This is a genomic window from Halarchaeum rubridurum, from assembly GCF_014647115.1.
Classification (GTDB): Archaea; Halobacteriota; Halobacteria; order Halobacteriales; family Halobacteriaceae; genus Halarchaeum; species Halarchaeum rubridurum.
Genome location: NZ_BMOO01000003.1, coordinates 136077 through 151453 on the forward strand (window position 1 = coordinate 136077; position 15377 = coordinate 151453).

Below are 15377 nucleotides of genomic sequence, written 5' to 3' on the forward strand. Positions count from 1 at the left end.
TACGCGTATGCCCGACGACACGGCCGACGACGACCTCGCGGCGCGCGTCGACGCCCTCGAAGCCGCCGTCGCGGACCTCCGCGCGGCGCGAGCGGCCGCGCGCTCGCACTCGTCGCGGCGCCGCGCCCGCGACGCCCACCGCGGTACCGTCGTCCCGCGCCCGCCGACGCCGCGCGACCTCCTCCGCTTCGCCGTCGACGACGCCATCCCGGCGACCGTCGCGTTCCTCGACGCCCAGAAGCGCGCGCTCGAAGCGCTCCGCGCCGCGCTCCGCCTCGTCGAGCCCGGACGGACGGCCGGCGAGAGCGCCGACGCCCCGTCGGCCCCCGGCCGCGAGACCCTCGACAGGCTCGACGCCGCGCTCACCGACCTCCGCGCCGCCGTCTCGGGCGACGCGCTCCCCGCGGACGCCGCGGCCCGCGACCTGCTGGAGGACGCTCGCGCGCTCACCGCCGACCTCGAATCCGAAGTCGACGCGGCGCGCGAGGCACGGGAGGGACGGGACGCGCGTGCGACCGGCGAGCCTGGCGACGAGGCGGAGCGTTCACGAACCGGGATTCCGGTCACCGACGGGTCCGAACGTGACGGCGAGAACGAGGAAGAAGACGAGCGCGAGCGTCGCGCCGAGCGCGTCGAGGACGAACTCGATCAGTTGCGCGACGAGTACGACGACGGTACTGACGAGGGCGATAGCGACGAGACTGCGGACGACACTGACGACGAGGGCGACGGCGTCTGAGGCGACGGCCGGGACGTCGCGGTCGGTGCCGTTCGCGCTACTCCTCCGCGGGCGCGAACCGATAGCCGTCCCACGACTGACTCTCGGGCTCGCGGATGCCGGCGTCGGGGTCGCGGAGCTCCTCGCAGTAGACGGGCGTCATCGGGTCGCCGCTCTCGACGTCGCCCGTGGTGAGTTGGCCGAGCGCGCGCACCGTCCCGCCCGCGACGTCGAACTCGACGATGCCGAGGTGGTTGGGTTCGCGGACGCCCGGCGGCGTCGCCGTGCTCGTCGTCCACGTGACGAGCGTCCCCGTCGCGTCCGTGAGGTCGACGGTCTCCGTCTGCGCCGCGCCGCACTCCGGGCAGACGGTGTGGCCGGGGTACGTGACGTGGCCGTTCTCGCAGCGATAGGCGTCGAAGCTCATTTTGCGCCCTCCACGATGGTGGTCGTGACGCAGTTCCCGAAGCCGCCGACGTTGCAGGCGAGGCCGACGTCCGCATCGACCTGCCGGTCCCCGGCGTCGTCGGTGACCTGCCGGTGGACCTCGTACACCTGCGCGACGCCGCTCGCGCCGAGCGGGTGGCCCTTCGACTTGAGCCCCCCCGAGGTGTTGATGGGGAGGTCGCCGTCGCGCGCCGTGACGCCCTCGCGGGCCGCGTGCCACCCCTCGCCCTTCTCGAAGAAGCCGAGGTCCTCCAGCTGGAGGACTTCGAGGATGGTGAACATGTCGTGGAGTTCGGCGACGTCCACGTCGTCGGGGCCGCGGCCGCTCATCTCGTACGCGGTCTCCGAGGAGTCGACGACGCCGCCCATCACGGTCGGGTCGTCGCGCTCGTGGACGACGTGGGTGTCCGTCGCGCCGCCGATACCGGAGACGACGGAGTAGTCGTCCGTGTACTCGCTCGCGACGGACTCCGGGCAGAGGAGGAGCGCGGCGCTCCCGTCGGTGATGGGACAGAAGTCGTAGAGGCGAAGCGGGTCGGCGACGACCGGCGATTCGAGGACGGTCTCCCGGTCGACCTCCGTGCGGAACTGCGCGTGGGGGTTGTCGACGCCGTTGCGGTGGTTCTTCACCGCCACGTCCGCGAGCGACTCGCGGGGCGCGTCGTACGTCTCCAAGTAGTGTCGCGCGGTCATCCCCGCGAAACTCGGGAGCGTGACGCCGTGTTTGTACTCGGCGGGGTGCGTCAGCGAGGCGATGACGTCCGTCGCCTCGGCCGTCGAGCGGTGGGTCATCTTCTCGCCGCCGACGAGCATCGTGAGGTTGCTCGCGCCCGACGCCACGGACTGCCAGGCGGCGTAGACGCCCGCGCCGCCCGAGGCGCTCGTCTGGTCGACGCGCTGCGTGTACGCGCCGAGCGCCCCGAGGTCGTGCGCGAGGGCGTTCGGGACGCCGGTCTGGCCCTCGAACTCGCCGCTCGCCATGTTCGAGACGTAGAGGTGGTCCAACTCGTCCGCGGCGACGCCCGCGTCGGCGAGGCAGTCCTCGCCGGCCTCCGCGAGCAGCTCGCGGACCCAGGCGTCGCGCTGCCCGAACTGGGTCATCGACGCGCCGATGACGGCTACCCGATCCATACTCGCCCACTCACGGAGGCGGCCCTTGAGGGTTCCGTCCCGCTTCGACCCGCCGGACGTCCCCGAGCGCACGCTGGTGGGGGCGTCTCGCCGGCGCGTTCGCGGCCGGGGACGAGCCCGGCGCAACCGGAGCGTCCTCACTCCGCCTCGACGCGCTCGGCCGCGCGCTTCTCGGCCGCGTAGCGCTCGCGCGCCCACTCGCGGAGGTCGTCGTCGGCCGTCCACGCGACCGCCCGCATCGCCCGCGAGCGCCCGACGGTGGCGACGAACACCTCCTCGTCCGTCACGGTGAGCGCGTACTCGAAGCGCTCCGGATGGACGTAGAGGTCGAACGAGGGGAGGGCGAGCGAGCGCGCGACGTTCTCCGGTCGCACCTCGCGCTCGGCGTCGACGACCGACGCCGGACAGACGAGCTCGACGCTCGCGCCGTCGTCGAGTCGCGCGTCGAAGGCGTCGATGTGGAGGCGCGTCATCATCGGCGAGAGGCAGTCGTAGTGGTCCGCGTCGCTCTCGTCGATGCGCTCGGCGAACGCGCGAGCGGCCCGATGCGGTTGCTCGGGCGTCGAGACCACCAGCTCGGCGTCGGCGAGCGGCCCGAGCGGGAGCGGCGAGTCGAAGCACGGGAGGTCGTCGAGCAGCGCCGCCGCCGCGTCGATGGCGTCGAGGTCCGTGAGCAGGGCGTCGCAGACCCGGACGACGCGCGCGCCGGTCGCCGTGGGCCGGTAGTCGCCGTCGGCGCGCTCGACCCACCCCCGCTCGGCGCAGTCGCGGAGACAGCGCTGTGCCGTCGCCCGCGAGACGTCCACGCGCTCGGCGACGTCCCCCGGTCGCCCCGGCGTCTCGCGGAGCGCGCGCAGAACGGCGAGGCGGTTCGGCGACCCGAAGACGAACCGCGCGGCCTCGGTCGCGTCCATGGGCGACCGTAAGGCGAGTGGCCGCTATCAATCCTCGCCATCCGCGGCGACGCGAAGTCGCAAGCGGACGGCGGGGTGTGCACGCCGTGCACGGTCGTGCACGCCGTAACGCTAACTGGCTCCACGTCGCATCCACGGACGCCCCCGACCCCGCGACGCCGACCGCCGGTCCGCTTCGGCCCTCCACCGACGCGACGGAACCCCGGTCCTCTCGTCGCTTCTCGCCGTCTCGTCACCCGCCGCGTCGAGCGCGAGCGCCGCGCTCTCGTCCACTCAGACCGTCGCGGCGACGACGAACGAGAAGTGGTCGGCGGCGTCCTCGACGGCGTTCGGCACCGCGTCGAGCGCGAGCACGACCTCGCGGAGCGCGAGCCCGTTGACGGAGAGCCCGGGGGCGAACGCCGCGGCGAGCGCCGGCCGCTTCAGGTCGTCGCAGCGGTCCTCGAGGTCGCGGACCGCGTCGAGGTCGCCGTGTTCGACGCTCGGGCGGCGGTCGTCGCAGAGCGCCGCGACGTACCCCTCGACGGCGTCGCAGAGCCGCGCGGCGCACTCGGCCGCGCGGTCCGCGAGCGAGACGAGGGTCTCGGCGACGCCCTCGACGTCCGGCTCCATCGCGGCCAGCGCGGCGAGGGCGTCCTCGACGGCGTTCGCCACGGCGTCGATTCGGCTGAGGAGTTCGAGCAGGTCGCGCGCCCGGAGGTAGACGCCGGTGAGCGCCGGGTCGAGCGCCACGAGGCCGTCGCGGACGTCGCGCGCCCGGTCGTCGCACGCGGATTCGGTCGCGGCCGCCGCCGCGGCGCTCTCGTGGAACGTCCCGGTTTCCCCGTCGCCGTAGGCCGCGACGGCGACCGGCAGGTGTGCGGTGCAGTCGCGGACCCCCTCACAGAACGCCGACACGGCGTCGGCGAGGTCGGCGTCGGTGTCGGTGCCGGCGTCGCCCTCGACGTGATCTCCCACCATACGTGAGCGGGTCGGCTACGGGTAGAAACGGGTTGCTATGACCGGACCGTAGGCCTATATAGCCTCGTCCACCGGGCGTGCCGGCGCGTCGCGGCCGCCGCGCCGTCGCGTGCCGTCGCGCGCCGACGCGAACGTATTTGTCCCCCGCACCCCCTCCTTCCTGACGATGGGTAGCCTGTTCCCGTTCCGCACCGACGTCGAGGCGGACGCGGGGAGCCCCCGACTCGTCGGGATCGACGAGGACGCCGCGGACGAGGTCTTCGACGCCCTCGGTTCGCGCACCGCTCGGCGCATCCTCGCCGCGGTCTACGACGACCCCCGCCCCGCCTCCGACCTCGCGGACGACGTCGACACGTCCCTCCAGAACGCGCGGTATCACCTCGACAACCTCGGCGACGCCGGCCTCGTCACCGTGGCCGACACCTGGTACTCGGAGCGTGGCACCGAGATGAAGGTGTACGCGCCCGCGAACGACGCCGTCGTCGTCTTCGCCGGCAACGACGACCAGAAGACCGGCGCGTTCGCCGCCCTCAAGCGGTTCTTGGGCGGCGTCGTCGCCGTCGGCCTCGGCGCGCTCGTCGTCCAAGCCCTCCTCGCGCCCGGCTCGCTCCTCCCGACGTTCGGCTCGGCCGGCGAATCCGGCGGGGCCGCGACGCCGAGCGACGGCGGCGGCGGCTTCAGCACGATGAGCGCCGAACGCACGACGACGACCGCGGCCGGCGCCGACGGCGGCCACGGCCCGCTCGCGCTCCTCGCCGAACCCGGCGTCGCGTTCTTCCTCGGCGGCCTCTGCGTCCTCTGCGTCGCCCTCGCGCTCTGGTACGTCCGGGTGCGCCGCCGGGACTGAGCGTCGATTGGTCGACGACGCAAACCGTTTCAAGCCGAGTCGCCTACCGTCCCCCAGTGACAGACGACGAAGCCGACCCGACGCTCTCCCTCGACGCCTTCTACGACGCCCTGGAGTCCGTCGGCCGCCCGGTCGTGACCGCCGGTCGCCTCGCGGGCGTCCTCGACTGGACGCAGGCGGAGGCGAGCGACGCGCTCGACCGTCTCGCGGACGACGACGCGGCCGTCCAGCGCGTCGACGTCTCGAACGACCCCGTCGTGTGGTTCCCGACGGACTGGGCGCGGACGACGGAGCGCGAGCGCGTCGTCGTCTTCCCGGAGCACCGCGAGGTCGTCGTCGACCAGCCCACGCAGTTCACGCGCGCGCAGCTCGCGCAGTTCGCCACGCTCACCGACACGACGGGCGAGAACGCCTACCGCTACCGCGTGCGCGAGGAAGACGTCTGGGGCGCGCCCCACGACGACGTCGAGTCCCTCCGGCGCACGCTCCGGCAGGCGCTCGGCGACCGCTATCCCACCTTGGAGGAGTTCGTCACCGACCAGTGGCGTCGCGCCCGCCAGTTCCGCCTCTACACGCACGAGGAGGGGTACGTCGTCCTGGAGGCCTCATCGCCGGAGATGATGGGGAACGTCGCGGAGCAACACCTCTCGGAGGGGACGATTCGCGCGCCGATCACCGACACGGAGGCGTGGGTGGCCGCGGAGGCCGTCGCCACCGTCAAGCGCGACCTCTACGAGGCGGGCTACCCCGTGCAGGACGACCGGACGCTCGACGAGGGGGCCGAAATCGACATCGACCTCCGGCTCTCCCTGCGCGACTACCAGCGCGGCTGGGTCAAACGCTTCGTCGAGTCGGGCTCCGGCGTGCTCGTCGGTCCGCCGGGGAGCGGCAAGACCGTCGCCGCCCTCGGCGTGATGGACGAGATCGGCCGCGAGACGCTGATACTCGTCCCCGGGCGCGAACTCGTCGGCCAGTGGCGCGACAGCCTCCTCGAATACACCACGCTCGGGCAGGGCGACGTCGCCGAGTACCACGGCGGCGTGAAGGAGATCGGCCCCGTCACCGTCGCCACCTACTCCTCGGCGGGGATGGAGCGTCACCGTCGGCTCTTCGACGAGAAGCGCTGGGGGCTCGTCGTCTACGACGAGGCCCACCACATCCCGGGCGACGTCTTCCGCCGTACGGCGGACTTGCAGGCGTCGGCTCGACTCGGATTATCGGTCGATGGGGACACTGTCGTTCCGATACGCTCCGAGACGGGCGTCGAGATGCGGCGTATCGAGTCCCTCGCGTCCGAATATCTCGGTGACGACGTCGGCGTCGCGTCCGTCTCGGACCTCGAAACGCTGGCCGTCACCGAGGACGGCGCAGTCGAGTGGACGCCGCTGACGTCGGTAATGCGCCACGCGCACGATGGACCGCTCTATCGCGTCCGCGCGCGGAACGGGCGGGAGGTCACCGTCACCGAGGATCACTCGCTCATCGTCTTCGACGGCGACGAGATGGCGATCACGAGTAAGCTCCCGGGCGACCTTGGCGACGACGACTTTCTCCTCCAACCGTCTACTCTCCCCGACGCGGTCGCGTCCGCGGAGTCGACCGACGATACCGACACCAGTACCGTGGACATCATGGGACTGCTCGATGAGGGGTACGTGCTCGTGAACGAGGACGCGCCGACGTCGGCGTTCGACGCGCTGTACGAGCGCAACGTCGGCGACAACAAGGCACGCTATCGCTGGAAGTCACGACGCTACCTCCCGCTCGACGTCGCACGGGAGATCGACTTCGAGCGCGAGTTCGTGAAGGGCGTCTACGTGCACGGCCGTCGGACGTACGTTCCGCCGGTGGTCTCGACCGAGGCGTTCGCCCGTCTCGTCGGGCTCTTCGTCGCGGACGGCGCCATCGACGACCATCGCGTCGAATTCTATGCGGAGGACTCTGCGCAGACCTCGGAGGTAGACGCGTTCCGCGACGTCATCCGCGCGGTCTGCCCCGAAGCCGACATCAACTCGGTGGCGAACGGTGAGAACTGTACGACGCTACGCGTCTCCGGCGTCCTCCTACGAATCCTCGAGAGGATCGGGCTCTCGAACGGCGCGCGCGAGAAGCACGTGCCACCGATGGTTCTCTCGAACCCGGACGCGTACGAGCCGTTCCTCGAGGGCGTCGTGCTCGGTGACGGACACCGCGCGACGCGCGAACGGGGCCGTGAGATGGTCACGATTTCGACGTCGAGTGACCGCCTCGCGCAGGGATTGAACCTGATCCTCGCGGAGCTCGGGTACGTGGGCGGCGTCTACCGCCGTGACTGCGACGTCGGCGTCCGAGAGGGAGAGCACGACACGGTGACGAACAACCTCGTCCGGTTCAACCCCAAGAACGTGCAAAACGGTGGACGGCTCTCACTCACGCCGTTCACGGAGACGCTCTCGGATGCGTACGAGGGACTCCCGCGCGACCCGTCTCGGGCGGCTGACGGCGGACAGCTCACTTCCGGGCTCTCGGACCGGGTGCGGTTGAACGACGACGAGCTTCGAACGATCTCCGCGCGTAGCGGTATCGACGCCGACTGGCTCGCCGAGACTGACGTTGCGATGCTCGACGTCGAGTCCGTGACGGAAGTCGACGGCGAGGAGTACGTCTACGACGTCTCGACGGAACACGAGAACTTCCTCGGGAACCACCTCTTCTGTCACAACTCCGCTACACCAGTCCGGGGGGACGACCGCGAGGCGGATATCTACACGCTCATCGGGCCGCCCATCGGGACGGACTGGGAGGCGCTCTTCGAGGCGGGGTTCGTTCAGGAGCCCGAAGTCGAGATACGGTTCGTCCCGTGGGCGGACGACGAGCACCGCTACGAGTACGCGAGCGCGGACGGCCACGAGCGCCGGATGCTCGCGGCGTCGAACCCCGCGAAGGTAGACGAGGTGCGCGCGATCCTCGACGCGCACCCGGACGCGAAGACGCTGCTCTTCGTCGACTACCTCGACCAGGGCGAGGCGCTGAGCGACGCGCTCTCGATTCCGTTCGTCAGCGGCGATACGCCCCACTCGCACCGCGAACGGCTCTTCCACGAGTTCCGCGCGGGCGAACGCGACACGCTGCTCGTCTCACGCGTCGCCGACGAGGGCATCGACCTTCCGGACGCCGAGCTCGCCATCGTCGCCTCGGGGCTCGGAGGGTCGCGCCGGCAGGGCGCACAGCGCGCGGGGCGGACGATGCGGCCGGCGGGGCGCGCGCTCGTCTACGTGCTCGCCACGCGCGGCACCGAGGAGGAGGACTTCGCGCGGAACCAGACGCGCCACCTCGCGGAGAAGGGCGCGCGGGTTCGGGAGGCGGACGCGGAGACGAGCGGGGGGCCGAACGGTAGTGAGGGCCCCCGAAACGAGCGAACGGGGAGCGGGAGCGACCCGTGAGTAGCGCTAGCGAGTCTCCGCGGAATGGCGAGCGGGAGTGAGCGGGCGCGAACGACACGCGAGCGGCGCGGAGGCGCACGTGGCGGCGAGCAATAGCGAGCCGTCACGGGACGAGCGAACGGGGAGCGGGAGCGACCCGTGAGCGGCGCTAGCGAGTCACCGCAAAACGGCGAGCGATAGCGACACGCGAGCGGCGTCGCGGCGTCGTCCGCCGCGGTGGGTGGCTTTTTCCCCCGGCCGGGTGACTCACGACCATGGACGCAGCCGTCTACCACGGCGAGGGCGACATCCGCGTGGAGGAAGTGCCGGACCCGGAGATAGAGGAGCCGACGGACGCGGTCGTGCGTATCACGCACACGGCGGTCTGCGGGTCGGACCTCTGGTTCTACCGGGGCCAACGCGACTACCCGACGCCGGGGCGCGTCGGCCACGAGCCGATGGGCGTCGTCGAGGCGGTGGGTGACGACGTGACGCATCTCCGACCGGGCGACCGGGTGCTCGCGCCGTTCGCCATCTCCTGTGGCGAGTGCGAGTTCTGCCGGAAGGGGCTCTACACGTCCTGCGTCGAGGACGAGGGCTGGGGCGGCGAGCACGACGGCGCGCAGGGCGAGAAGGTCCGCGCGCCCTACGCGGACGGGACGCTCGTTCGGATTCCGGAGCGCTACGCGGACGACGAGGACGTCCTGGAGGCGGTTCTCCCGCTCACGGACGTCATGTGCACGGGCCACCACGCGGCGGTGAGCGCGGGTGTGGAGGCGGGCGATACGGCGGTCGTGGTCGGCGACGGCGCGGTCGGCCTCTGTGGCGTGCTCGCGGCCAAACGCCTCGGCGCGGAGCGCGTGATAGCCATGGGGCACCACGAGAACAGACTGGAGATCGCGGAGCAGTTCGGCGCGACGGAGACGGTCGCGGCGCGGGGCGAGGAGGCCGTCGAGCGGGCGAAGGAGCTGACGTACGGCGGCGCGAACCACGTCCTCGAATGCGTCGGCGCGGAGTCCTCGATGGACACGGCGTTCGACGTCGCGCGCCCGGGCGGGACGGTCGGGTTCGTCGGCGTCCCCGCGGGCGTCGAGGAGGCGGCGTTCCTCGGCGACGCGTTCGGGAAGAACGTCGCGCTCCGCGGCGGCGTCGCGCCCGTGCGGCAGTACGTCGACGACCTGCTCGCGGACGTCCTGCAGGGGACGCTCGACCCGTCGCCGATATTCACGAAGACCGTCGACCTCGACGGCGTCCCGGAGGGGTACCGGGCGATGGACGAGCGCGACGCCGTGAAGGTCCTCGTGAAGGTGTGAGCGGCCTCGTTGGGGGACCACAATAGCTATCCGCGTGGCGGGTGAAACCTGTCGGTAACTAGCCCCCCATGTCATCATCAGGACCGTCGTCCGACGCCGACGAAAGCGTCGAGTCACCCGTGTTCGACGAGAGCGGGAACGTCGAGCCCGGTGTCCTCGACAAGGATTTCTTCGAAGTGTTGGTCGAGAACGGCTCGGACGCGATAGTCTCCATCGACGAGCAGAGCCGAATCCTCTTCGCCAACCGGTCGGTCGAGCGGGTCTTCGGCTACGAACCCGACGAGCTCGTCGGCGAGCCGCTGACGAAGATCATGCCCGAGCGCTTCCGCGACGCCCACCACGCGGCCATCGAGGAGTACATCCAGACGGGCGAGCGGACGCTCGACTGGCAGAACATCGAACTGCCCGCCGAGCACAAGGACGGCCACGAGGTCCAACTCTCGATAACGTTCGAGGAGCACCGCTACGAGGGGGATCGGGTCTTCTCGGGCATCATGCGCGACATCACGGAGCGCGTCGAACGCGAGAACGAACTCCAGCGGCAGAACGAGCAGCTGGAGCGCTTCGCCTCCATCGTCAGCCACGACCTGCGCGACCCGCTGCAGGCGGCGAAGGCGGACGTCGCCATCCTCGAGGCCCAGTACGACGAGGGCGACGAGTTGCTCGCGGACCTCGACGACACGCTCGACCGCATGGACGACCTCATCGAGGACGTCCTGACGCTCGCCAAGCAGGGCAAGAGCATCGGCGACACGGCGCGCGTCCCGCTCGAACGCGTCGTCGAGGACGCGTGGGGGAACGCCGGGACGGACGCGGCGACGCTCGACGTCGACGGCGACCTGCTCGCGGTGAAGGCCGACCGCGAGCGTTTCGAGACGCTGCTCCAGAACCTCTTCCGGAACGCCATCGAGCACGGGGGAGACGACGTGACGGTCCGCGTCGGCCTGCTCGAAGACGGCTTCTACGTCGAGGACGACGGCCCGGGGTTCCCCGAGGACACGATAGACGACCTCTTCGAGTACGGCTTCACGACGAGTGACTCGGGGACCGGGTTCGGGCTCTCCATCGTCGAACAGATAGCCGACGCCCACGGCTGGTCGGTCACGGCGACGAACGGCGAGCGCGGCGCTCGCTTCGAGTTCCACGACGTGGTGATGTCCTGATACGCCCATGAACACCGCAGACCCTTCGCTCCCGTTCGGTACCGCTCGCCTCCGCACCGACGGAGGTCCCGACGCAGCGGACGAGGACGATACCGAAAAGCCGGTCGTCCTCGTCGTCGACGACGAGGAGCGCATCCCGCAGGCGTTCGCGCTCTGGCTCGGCGACGACTACGCGGTCCGCACCGCCAACAGCGGCGAGGAGGCCTTCGAGCGCCTCGACGAATCCGTCGACGTCGTCCTCCTCGACCGCCAGATGCCGGGGCTCTCCGGCGACGAGGTGCTCGAACGCATCCGCGAGGAAGAGTACGGCTGTCGCGTGGCGATGGTGACCGGCGTCGACCCCGACTTCGACATCGTCGACATGCCGTTCGACGACTACCTCAAGAAGCCCGTCGGGCGCGAACAACTCCGAGAGACGGTGGACCGGCTGCTCTCGGTGAGCGACTACGACGAGGCCATCCGGACGTACTTCGCGCTCTCGGAGAAACGCGCGACCCTGGAGTCCGAGAAGACCCGCTCCGAACTCGACGCGAGCGACGAGTACGCGTCGCTCCTCGACCAACTCGACGAGCAGGAGGAGCGGATGAACGAACTGATGGGCCGGATGGACCCCGACCAACTCGACGCGCTCTTCCGCGAACTCGACGGCGGCGCGGAACCCGGCGCGGGTACGCCTGGCTCCGCCGACGGCTGAACCGGCGGCGGGTCACCTCCCGCCACACGCGCGTTCTCACGGCCGTATCGACGCCGCGAGACCCTCCGCGAACCCAACGCCGTACGCGACGTACTGGACGACGAGGAGCAGCGGCGCGAGCAGCGCGAGCGGCGAGCGCTCCTCACCTGAGACGGCCCGTGTCACGAGCGCGGCGACGGGGAGGAAGGCGAGGCAGAGCGCGGGGACGTAACGCGGCCCGCGAGCGAGATCGCGGAGCGCGGCCGCGCTACCGCCGAGGAGCGCGAGCGTCGGGAGCGGCGAGTACCACCGGACGAGCCGGCGGTGGCGACACTGGATGCGCGCCATCGCGTTCCCGTACGACCGGCTCTTGCGCGCGAACTCGCGGAGCGTCGGCGTGAGGTGGTGACGAACGACGATGGCGGGGTCGTAGCAGAACCGATGGCCGTCGCGGGCGAGGCGGTAGTGGAACTCGGCGTCCTCGCCGACGTTGACGGCGTCGTCGTAGCGGTAGTCGTCGAAGACGTCGCGCCGGTAGCAGACGTTGCAGGCGGCGACGGAGCGCACGAGGCGGACGTCGTCGATGGCGCGCGATTGGGGGCTGCCGCCGGAGCCGAAGGCAGTGCGCTGGAGGCTCCCGACGACGCGCGCGAACGCCGGGTCGTCCTCGAAGGCGACGTTCGGCCCGCCGACGCCGACGACGTCGGGGTCGTCCGCGTACGCGTCGAGGCGCGCGACGTGGTCGGCGAGCCACGTCGGGGGCACCCGGCAGTCCGAGTCGGTGAACGCGACGTAGTCGCTCTCGGTCGCCTCGACGCCGCGGTTGCGACACGCGCCGATTCCCGCGCCGTCCGCGGTCACGAGGCGGGCGTCGAACTCCTCGACGACGTCGCGCGTGCCGTCCGTCGACCCGCCGTCGACGACGACGACCTCGTAGCGCTCGTCGGGGTAGGTCTGCCGGGCGAGCGACGCCAGCGTCTCCGCGACGGTGTCGGCCGAGTCGTACGTCACGACGATGGCGCTCACGGTCGGTGCGGCCGCCCCCGGGTCGCGTTCCGTCATCGCACCGCGCTACGTCGCTCGCCGGAATAACTGTGCGGGACGTCGTGAGAACGACAGGTGTCGAACACATTTCGGCGACGACGGCGTGCCGTACGGCGGTACGGGAGTCGTTCGGACCGGCAGAACGACCCCAAAACGAGCGTTTTCTCTCTTCTCCCCATCGAAAATGGCGTTCCGAGCGGAATAGACACGACCGTGCGGAGAGCGCTCACGTCCCTCTAGCGCACCTATATATCGACGGACGTCGAATAGAGTGGTGATGAACGGAGATCGTGAACCGGTCGACGGACTCACCAGACGCGACTGGCTGAAACTCGCCGGCGTCGCGGCCGTGACGCCGCTCGCGGGCCCCGCGACGGGGAGCGCGAGCGCCGCGCCGCTCGACGCCGAGGCGGTCGCGTACGGCTACGGCGGCGGTGCGGTCCGGATTTCGCCCGCGCTCCTCGCCGGTCTCGGGGACGCGACGGCGGCCGTCTCGCTCCCCGCGCCGGTCGCGCACTGGACGCTCGACGAGGAGCGCGGGCGCGTCGTCCGCGACGCCGCGGGCGACACCGACGGGACGCTCGTCGGCAACCCCGTGCTCGGCGTCGCCGGCCCGCGGGGTGCGGGCGCGCTGAACTGCCGGCGGCGCGACGGGCACTACGCGACGGTGCCCCACGACCCGGCGCTCGTGCCGCGCGAGGCGCTGACGCTCTCGGCGTGGTTCCGCACGAGCGCGGACGACACCGAGCAGACGCTCGTCCAGAAGGCCACGGACCACGTGCGGGGCTCGGGGTACGTCCTCGACGTCCAGGCGAACCGGGCGTTCCGCGCGAAACTCGGCGTCGAGTCCGGGCGGGCGTTCGTCAACCCCTGGCGGGACTTCGACGCGCACGACGGCGCGTGGCACCACCTTCTCGTCACCTGGGACGGGGACGCGCTCGTCCTCTACTACGACGGCGCGGAGGTCGGGCGCGACGAGAGCCAGTCTGGTTCGGTCGTCGGCGACGACAGCCCGCTCCACATCGGCCACGGCCACAACGCGTGGACGACGGTCTACGACATCGCGGGCTCCGTCGACGACGTGCGGCTCTACGACGTCGCCCTCGACGCCGAGGCCGTCCGGGCGCTCTACGAGGGGACGTCGACGGTCGACGACGGCGGTGAGTCGACGACGACTACGACAACGACTACGACCACGACGTCGACGCCCACCACCACGACGCCCACCACCACGACGCCCACCACTACCACGACGTCGACCACGACTACGCCGACTACGACGCCGACGACCACGACTACGACGCCGACGACCACGACTACGACGGCTGCGGAGCCGACCACGACGACGTCGACGGCCGACGACGAGTACGGTAACCAGGGGTACGGCGCCGGCGGCTACGGCGGCGTCCCCACCCAATCATGACCGAGAACCACGGCTACAACACGCCCGCGGCGGGCGCGACGGACTGGCACGTACCGCTGAACGAGAACTTCGAGGCCTTCGACACCGACGTCGAGGTCCGCGATACGGACGCGAACCGGACGAACTACGCGCCGAAGGCCGGCGCGAAGTTCCTCGCGACGGACACCGGCCGGGTCTACCTCGGCGACGGCTCCGCGTGGAGCCCCCTCGGGTCGCTCTCCGGCGACGCGGCGGGCGGCGGTGGCGTCACCGAGGCCCTCGTGAAGGGGAACCTCGTGGTGCTCGCGCGCCAACTCGCCGCACCCGAGACCATCGACCCCGCGTCGACCGACACGCCGGTGCAGGACGCGCTCGACCGCCTCGCGGCGAGCGGCGGCGGCACCGTCAGGCTCCCGCCGACGACGATCACGGAGGCCGGGACCATCAGCGTCCCGAGCAACGCCGAAATCGTCGGGTTCGGCCCGGACGTCTCGAAGGTCGCCATCACGCCCGCGGGCGTCGACGGCATCGTCTTCGACGAGGCGGGCGGCGTCGACCACGCGCAACTCGACGGCTTCGCGCTGAACGGCCCGGGGCCCGGCGTCGACTCCGGCGTCGCCATCCACCACGTGAACGGCGACACGCAGAACCTCCGCGTCGGCCGCCTCGTCCTCTGGGGGTGGACGAACAGCGTCTACCGCGTCGACCAGGGCGTGGGGCCGTTCCAATGTCGCCACGAGGAGCTGACGATATACGACTGCGACGCGGGGGCCGAGGACGGCCTCTTCGAGTTCCGCTCGTGGTACGGGCCGGCGAACTGGTTCGGCACCATCGCGGCCTACCCGGTCGCGGACACGAGCGGGCAGAACACGACGGTGTTCTTCACGCGCGGGGGCACGCAGACCATCGACTACCTCACGATGGGCGGCTCGGCGGGGACGGCGCTCCACCAGACGTGGGACGCCCAGCTCCGCGTCGAGAGCGTCCACTGGGAGCCCACCGAACTCCGCTCGACGCCGGACGCCATCGTCCGCCTGCTCGGCCACGGCGTCGCCCAGGTCGGGAACGTGAAGCACATTACGGGCGCGACGCGGTACGTCTACGAACTCGGCTACGACCCGTACAACGCCAACGCGCCCGCGGCGAAGGTCCTCGGGCCGTACTTCGGGCTCGGCGGGAGCCTCGGTGCGTCCGTCGTGAACCTCGCGTCCGCGCCCGACGCCGCGCGCCCGTCGTTCTACTGGGGGACGGTGGCGGACGTCGACGTCACGCACGGCGACGGCGCGACGGGCGGCCTGCGCGCGCTCGGCGAGGCCGGCACCGCCGTGGGGTGAGCGGCGTCGGCGTCGTCGGGTAGACTAATG

At 71.3% G+C, this 15377-nt stretch carries 12 protein-coding genes and 2 pseudogenes; 9 read left to right on the forward strand and 5 right to left on the reverse strand.

The window, feature by feature from the left end; genetic code table 11:
- Positions 1-7 precede the first annotated feature (7 nt).
- Positions 8-739 carry a DUF7547 family protein gene (locus IEX84_RS06950; RefSeq protein WP_188871260.1) on the forward strand — a complete coding sequence of 244 codons (732 nt, stop codon included), beginning with the start codon at positions 8-10 and terminating at the stop codon, positions 737-739.
- A gap of 37 nt (positions 740-776) precedes the next feature.
- On the opposite strand, the gene IEX84_RS06955 is transcribed toward IEX84_RS06950, so the two are convergent.
- From IEX84_RS06955 to IEX84_RS06970, 4 genes are all read right to left on the reverse strand, one after another.
- Positions 777-1145, reverse strand: coding sequence for a Zn-ribbon domain-containing OB-fold protein (locus IEX84_RS06955; RefSeq protein WP_188871262.1), 369 nt, complete (start codon positions 1143-1145; stop codon positions 777-779).
- Positions 1142-2296, reverse strand: coding sequence for a thiolase family protein (locus IEX84_RS06960; RefSeq protein WP_188871264.1), 1155 nt, complete (start codon positions 2294-2296; stop codon positions 1142-1144). The genes IEX84_RS06955 and IEX84_RS06960 overlap by 4 nt, the downstream gene beginning before the upstream one ends.
- A gap of 137 nt (positions 2297-2433) precedes the next feature.
- A complete protein-coding gene (locus IEX84_RS06965) occupies positions 2434-3210 on the reverse strand; it encodes a helix-turn-helix transcriptional regulator (RefSeq protein WP_188871266.1) in 777 nt (258 codons plus the stop codon).
- A 273-nt stretch (positions 3211-3483) separates the two neighbouring features.
- Positions 3484-4170, reverse strand: coding sequence for a DUF47 family protein (locus IEX84_RS06970; RefSeq protein WP_188871268.1), 687 nt, complete (start codon positions 4168-4170; stop codon positions 3484-3486).
- A 166-nt stretch (positions 4171-4336) separates the two neighbouring features.
- Here IEX84_RS06970 and IEX84_RS06975 point away from each other — a divergent pair, with 166 nt between their 5' ends.
- The 6 genes and pseudogenes from IEX84_RS06975 (at position 4337) to IEX84_RS07000 (ending at position 11588) form a co-directional block, all read left to right on the forward strand.
- Positions 4337-5017, forward strand: a complete 681-nt coding sequence (locus IEX84_RS06975) for an ArsR/SmtB family transcription factor (RefSeq protein WP_188871270.1) — start codon at positions 4337-4339, stop codon at positions 5015-5017.
- 620 nt (positions 5018-5637) lie between these two features.
- Positions 5638-7707, forward strand: a pseudogene (locus tag IEX84_RS14570) (DEAD/DEAH box helicase family protein); the annotation flags it as partial.
- 12 nt (positions 7708-7719) lie between these two features.
- Positions 7720-8439: pseudogene (locus tag IEX84_RS06985) on the forward strand (helicase-related protein); the annotation flags it as partial.
- A gap of 254 nt (positions 8440-8693) precedes the next feature.
- A complete protein-coding gene (locus tag IEX84_RS06990; RefSeq protein WP_188871272.1) occupies positions 8694-9731 on the forward strand; it encodes a zinc-dependent alcohol dehydrogenase family protein in 1038 nt (345 codons plus the stop codon).
- 119 nt (positions 9732-9850) lie between these two features.
- The gene (locus tag IEX84_RS06995) at positions 9851-10894 is read left to right on the forward strand and encodes a two-component system sensor histidine kinase NtrB (protein ID WP_229732330.1); all 1044 of its coding nucleotides are present in this window, start codon (positions 9851-9853) and stop codon (positions 10892-10894) included.
- A gap of 7 nt (positions 10895-10901) precedes the next feature.
- Positions 10902-11588, forward strand: a complete 687-nt coding sequence (locus tag IEX84_RS07000) for a response regulator (RefSeq protein WP_188871276.1) — start codon at positions 10902-10904, stop codon at positions 11586-11588.
- 36 nt (positions 11589-11624) lie between these two features.
- On the opposite strand, the gene IEX84_RS07005 is transcribed toward IEX84_RS07000, so the two are convergent.
- On the reverse strand, positions 11625-12629 hold the full coding sequence (locus tag IEX84_RS07005; RefSeq protein ID WP_209590250.1) for a glycosyltransferase: 1005 nt from the start codon (positions 12627-12629) through the stop codon (positions 11625-11627).
- A gap of 259 nt (positions 12630-12888) precedes the next feature.
- Here IEX84_RS07005 and IEX84_RS07010 point away from each other — a divergent pair, with 259 nt between their 5' ends.
- A complete protein-coding gene (locus IEX84_RS07010; RefSeq protein WP_188871279.1) occupies positions 12889-14034 on the forward strand; it encodes a LamG domain-containing protein in 1146 nt (381 codons plus the stop codon).
- Positions 14031-15347, forward strand: a complete 1317-nt coding sequence (locus IEX84_RS07015; RefSeq protein ID WP_188871281.1) for a hypothetical protein — start codon at positions 14031-14033, stop codon at positions 15345-15347. The genes IEX84_RS07010 and IEX84_RS07015 overlap by 4 nt, the downstream gene beginning before the upstream one ends.
- Positions 15348-15377 lie beyond the last annotated feature (30 nt).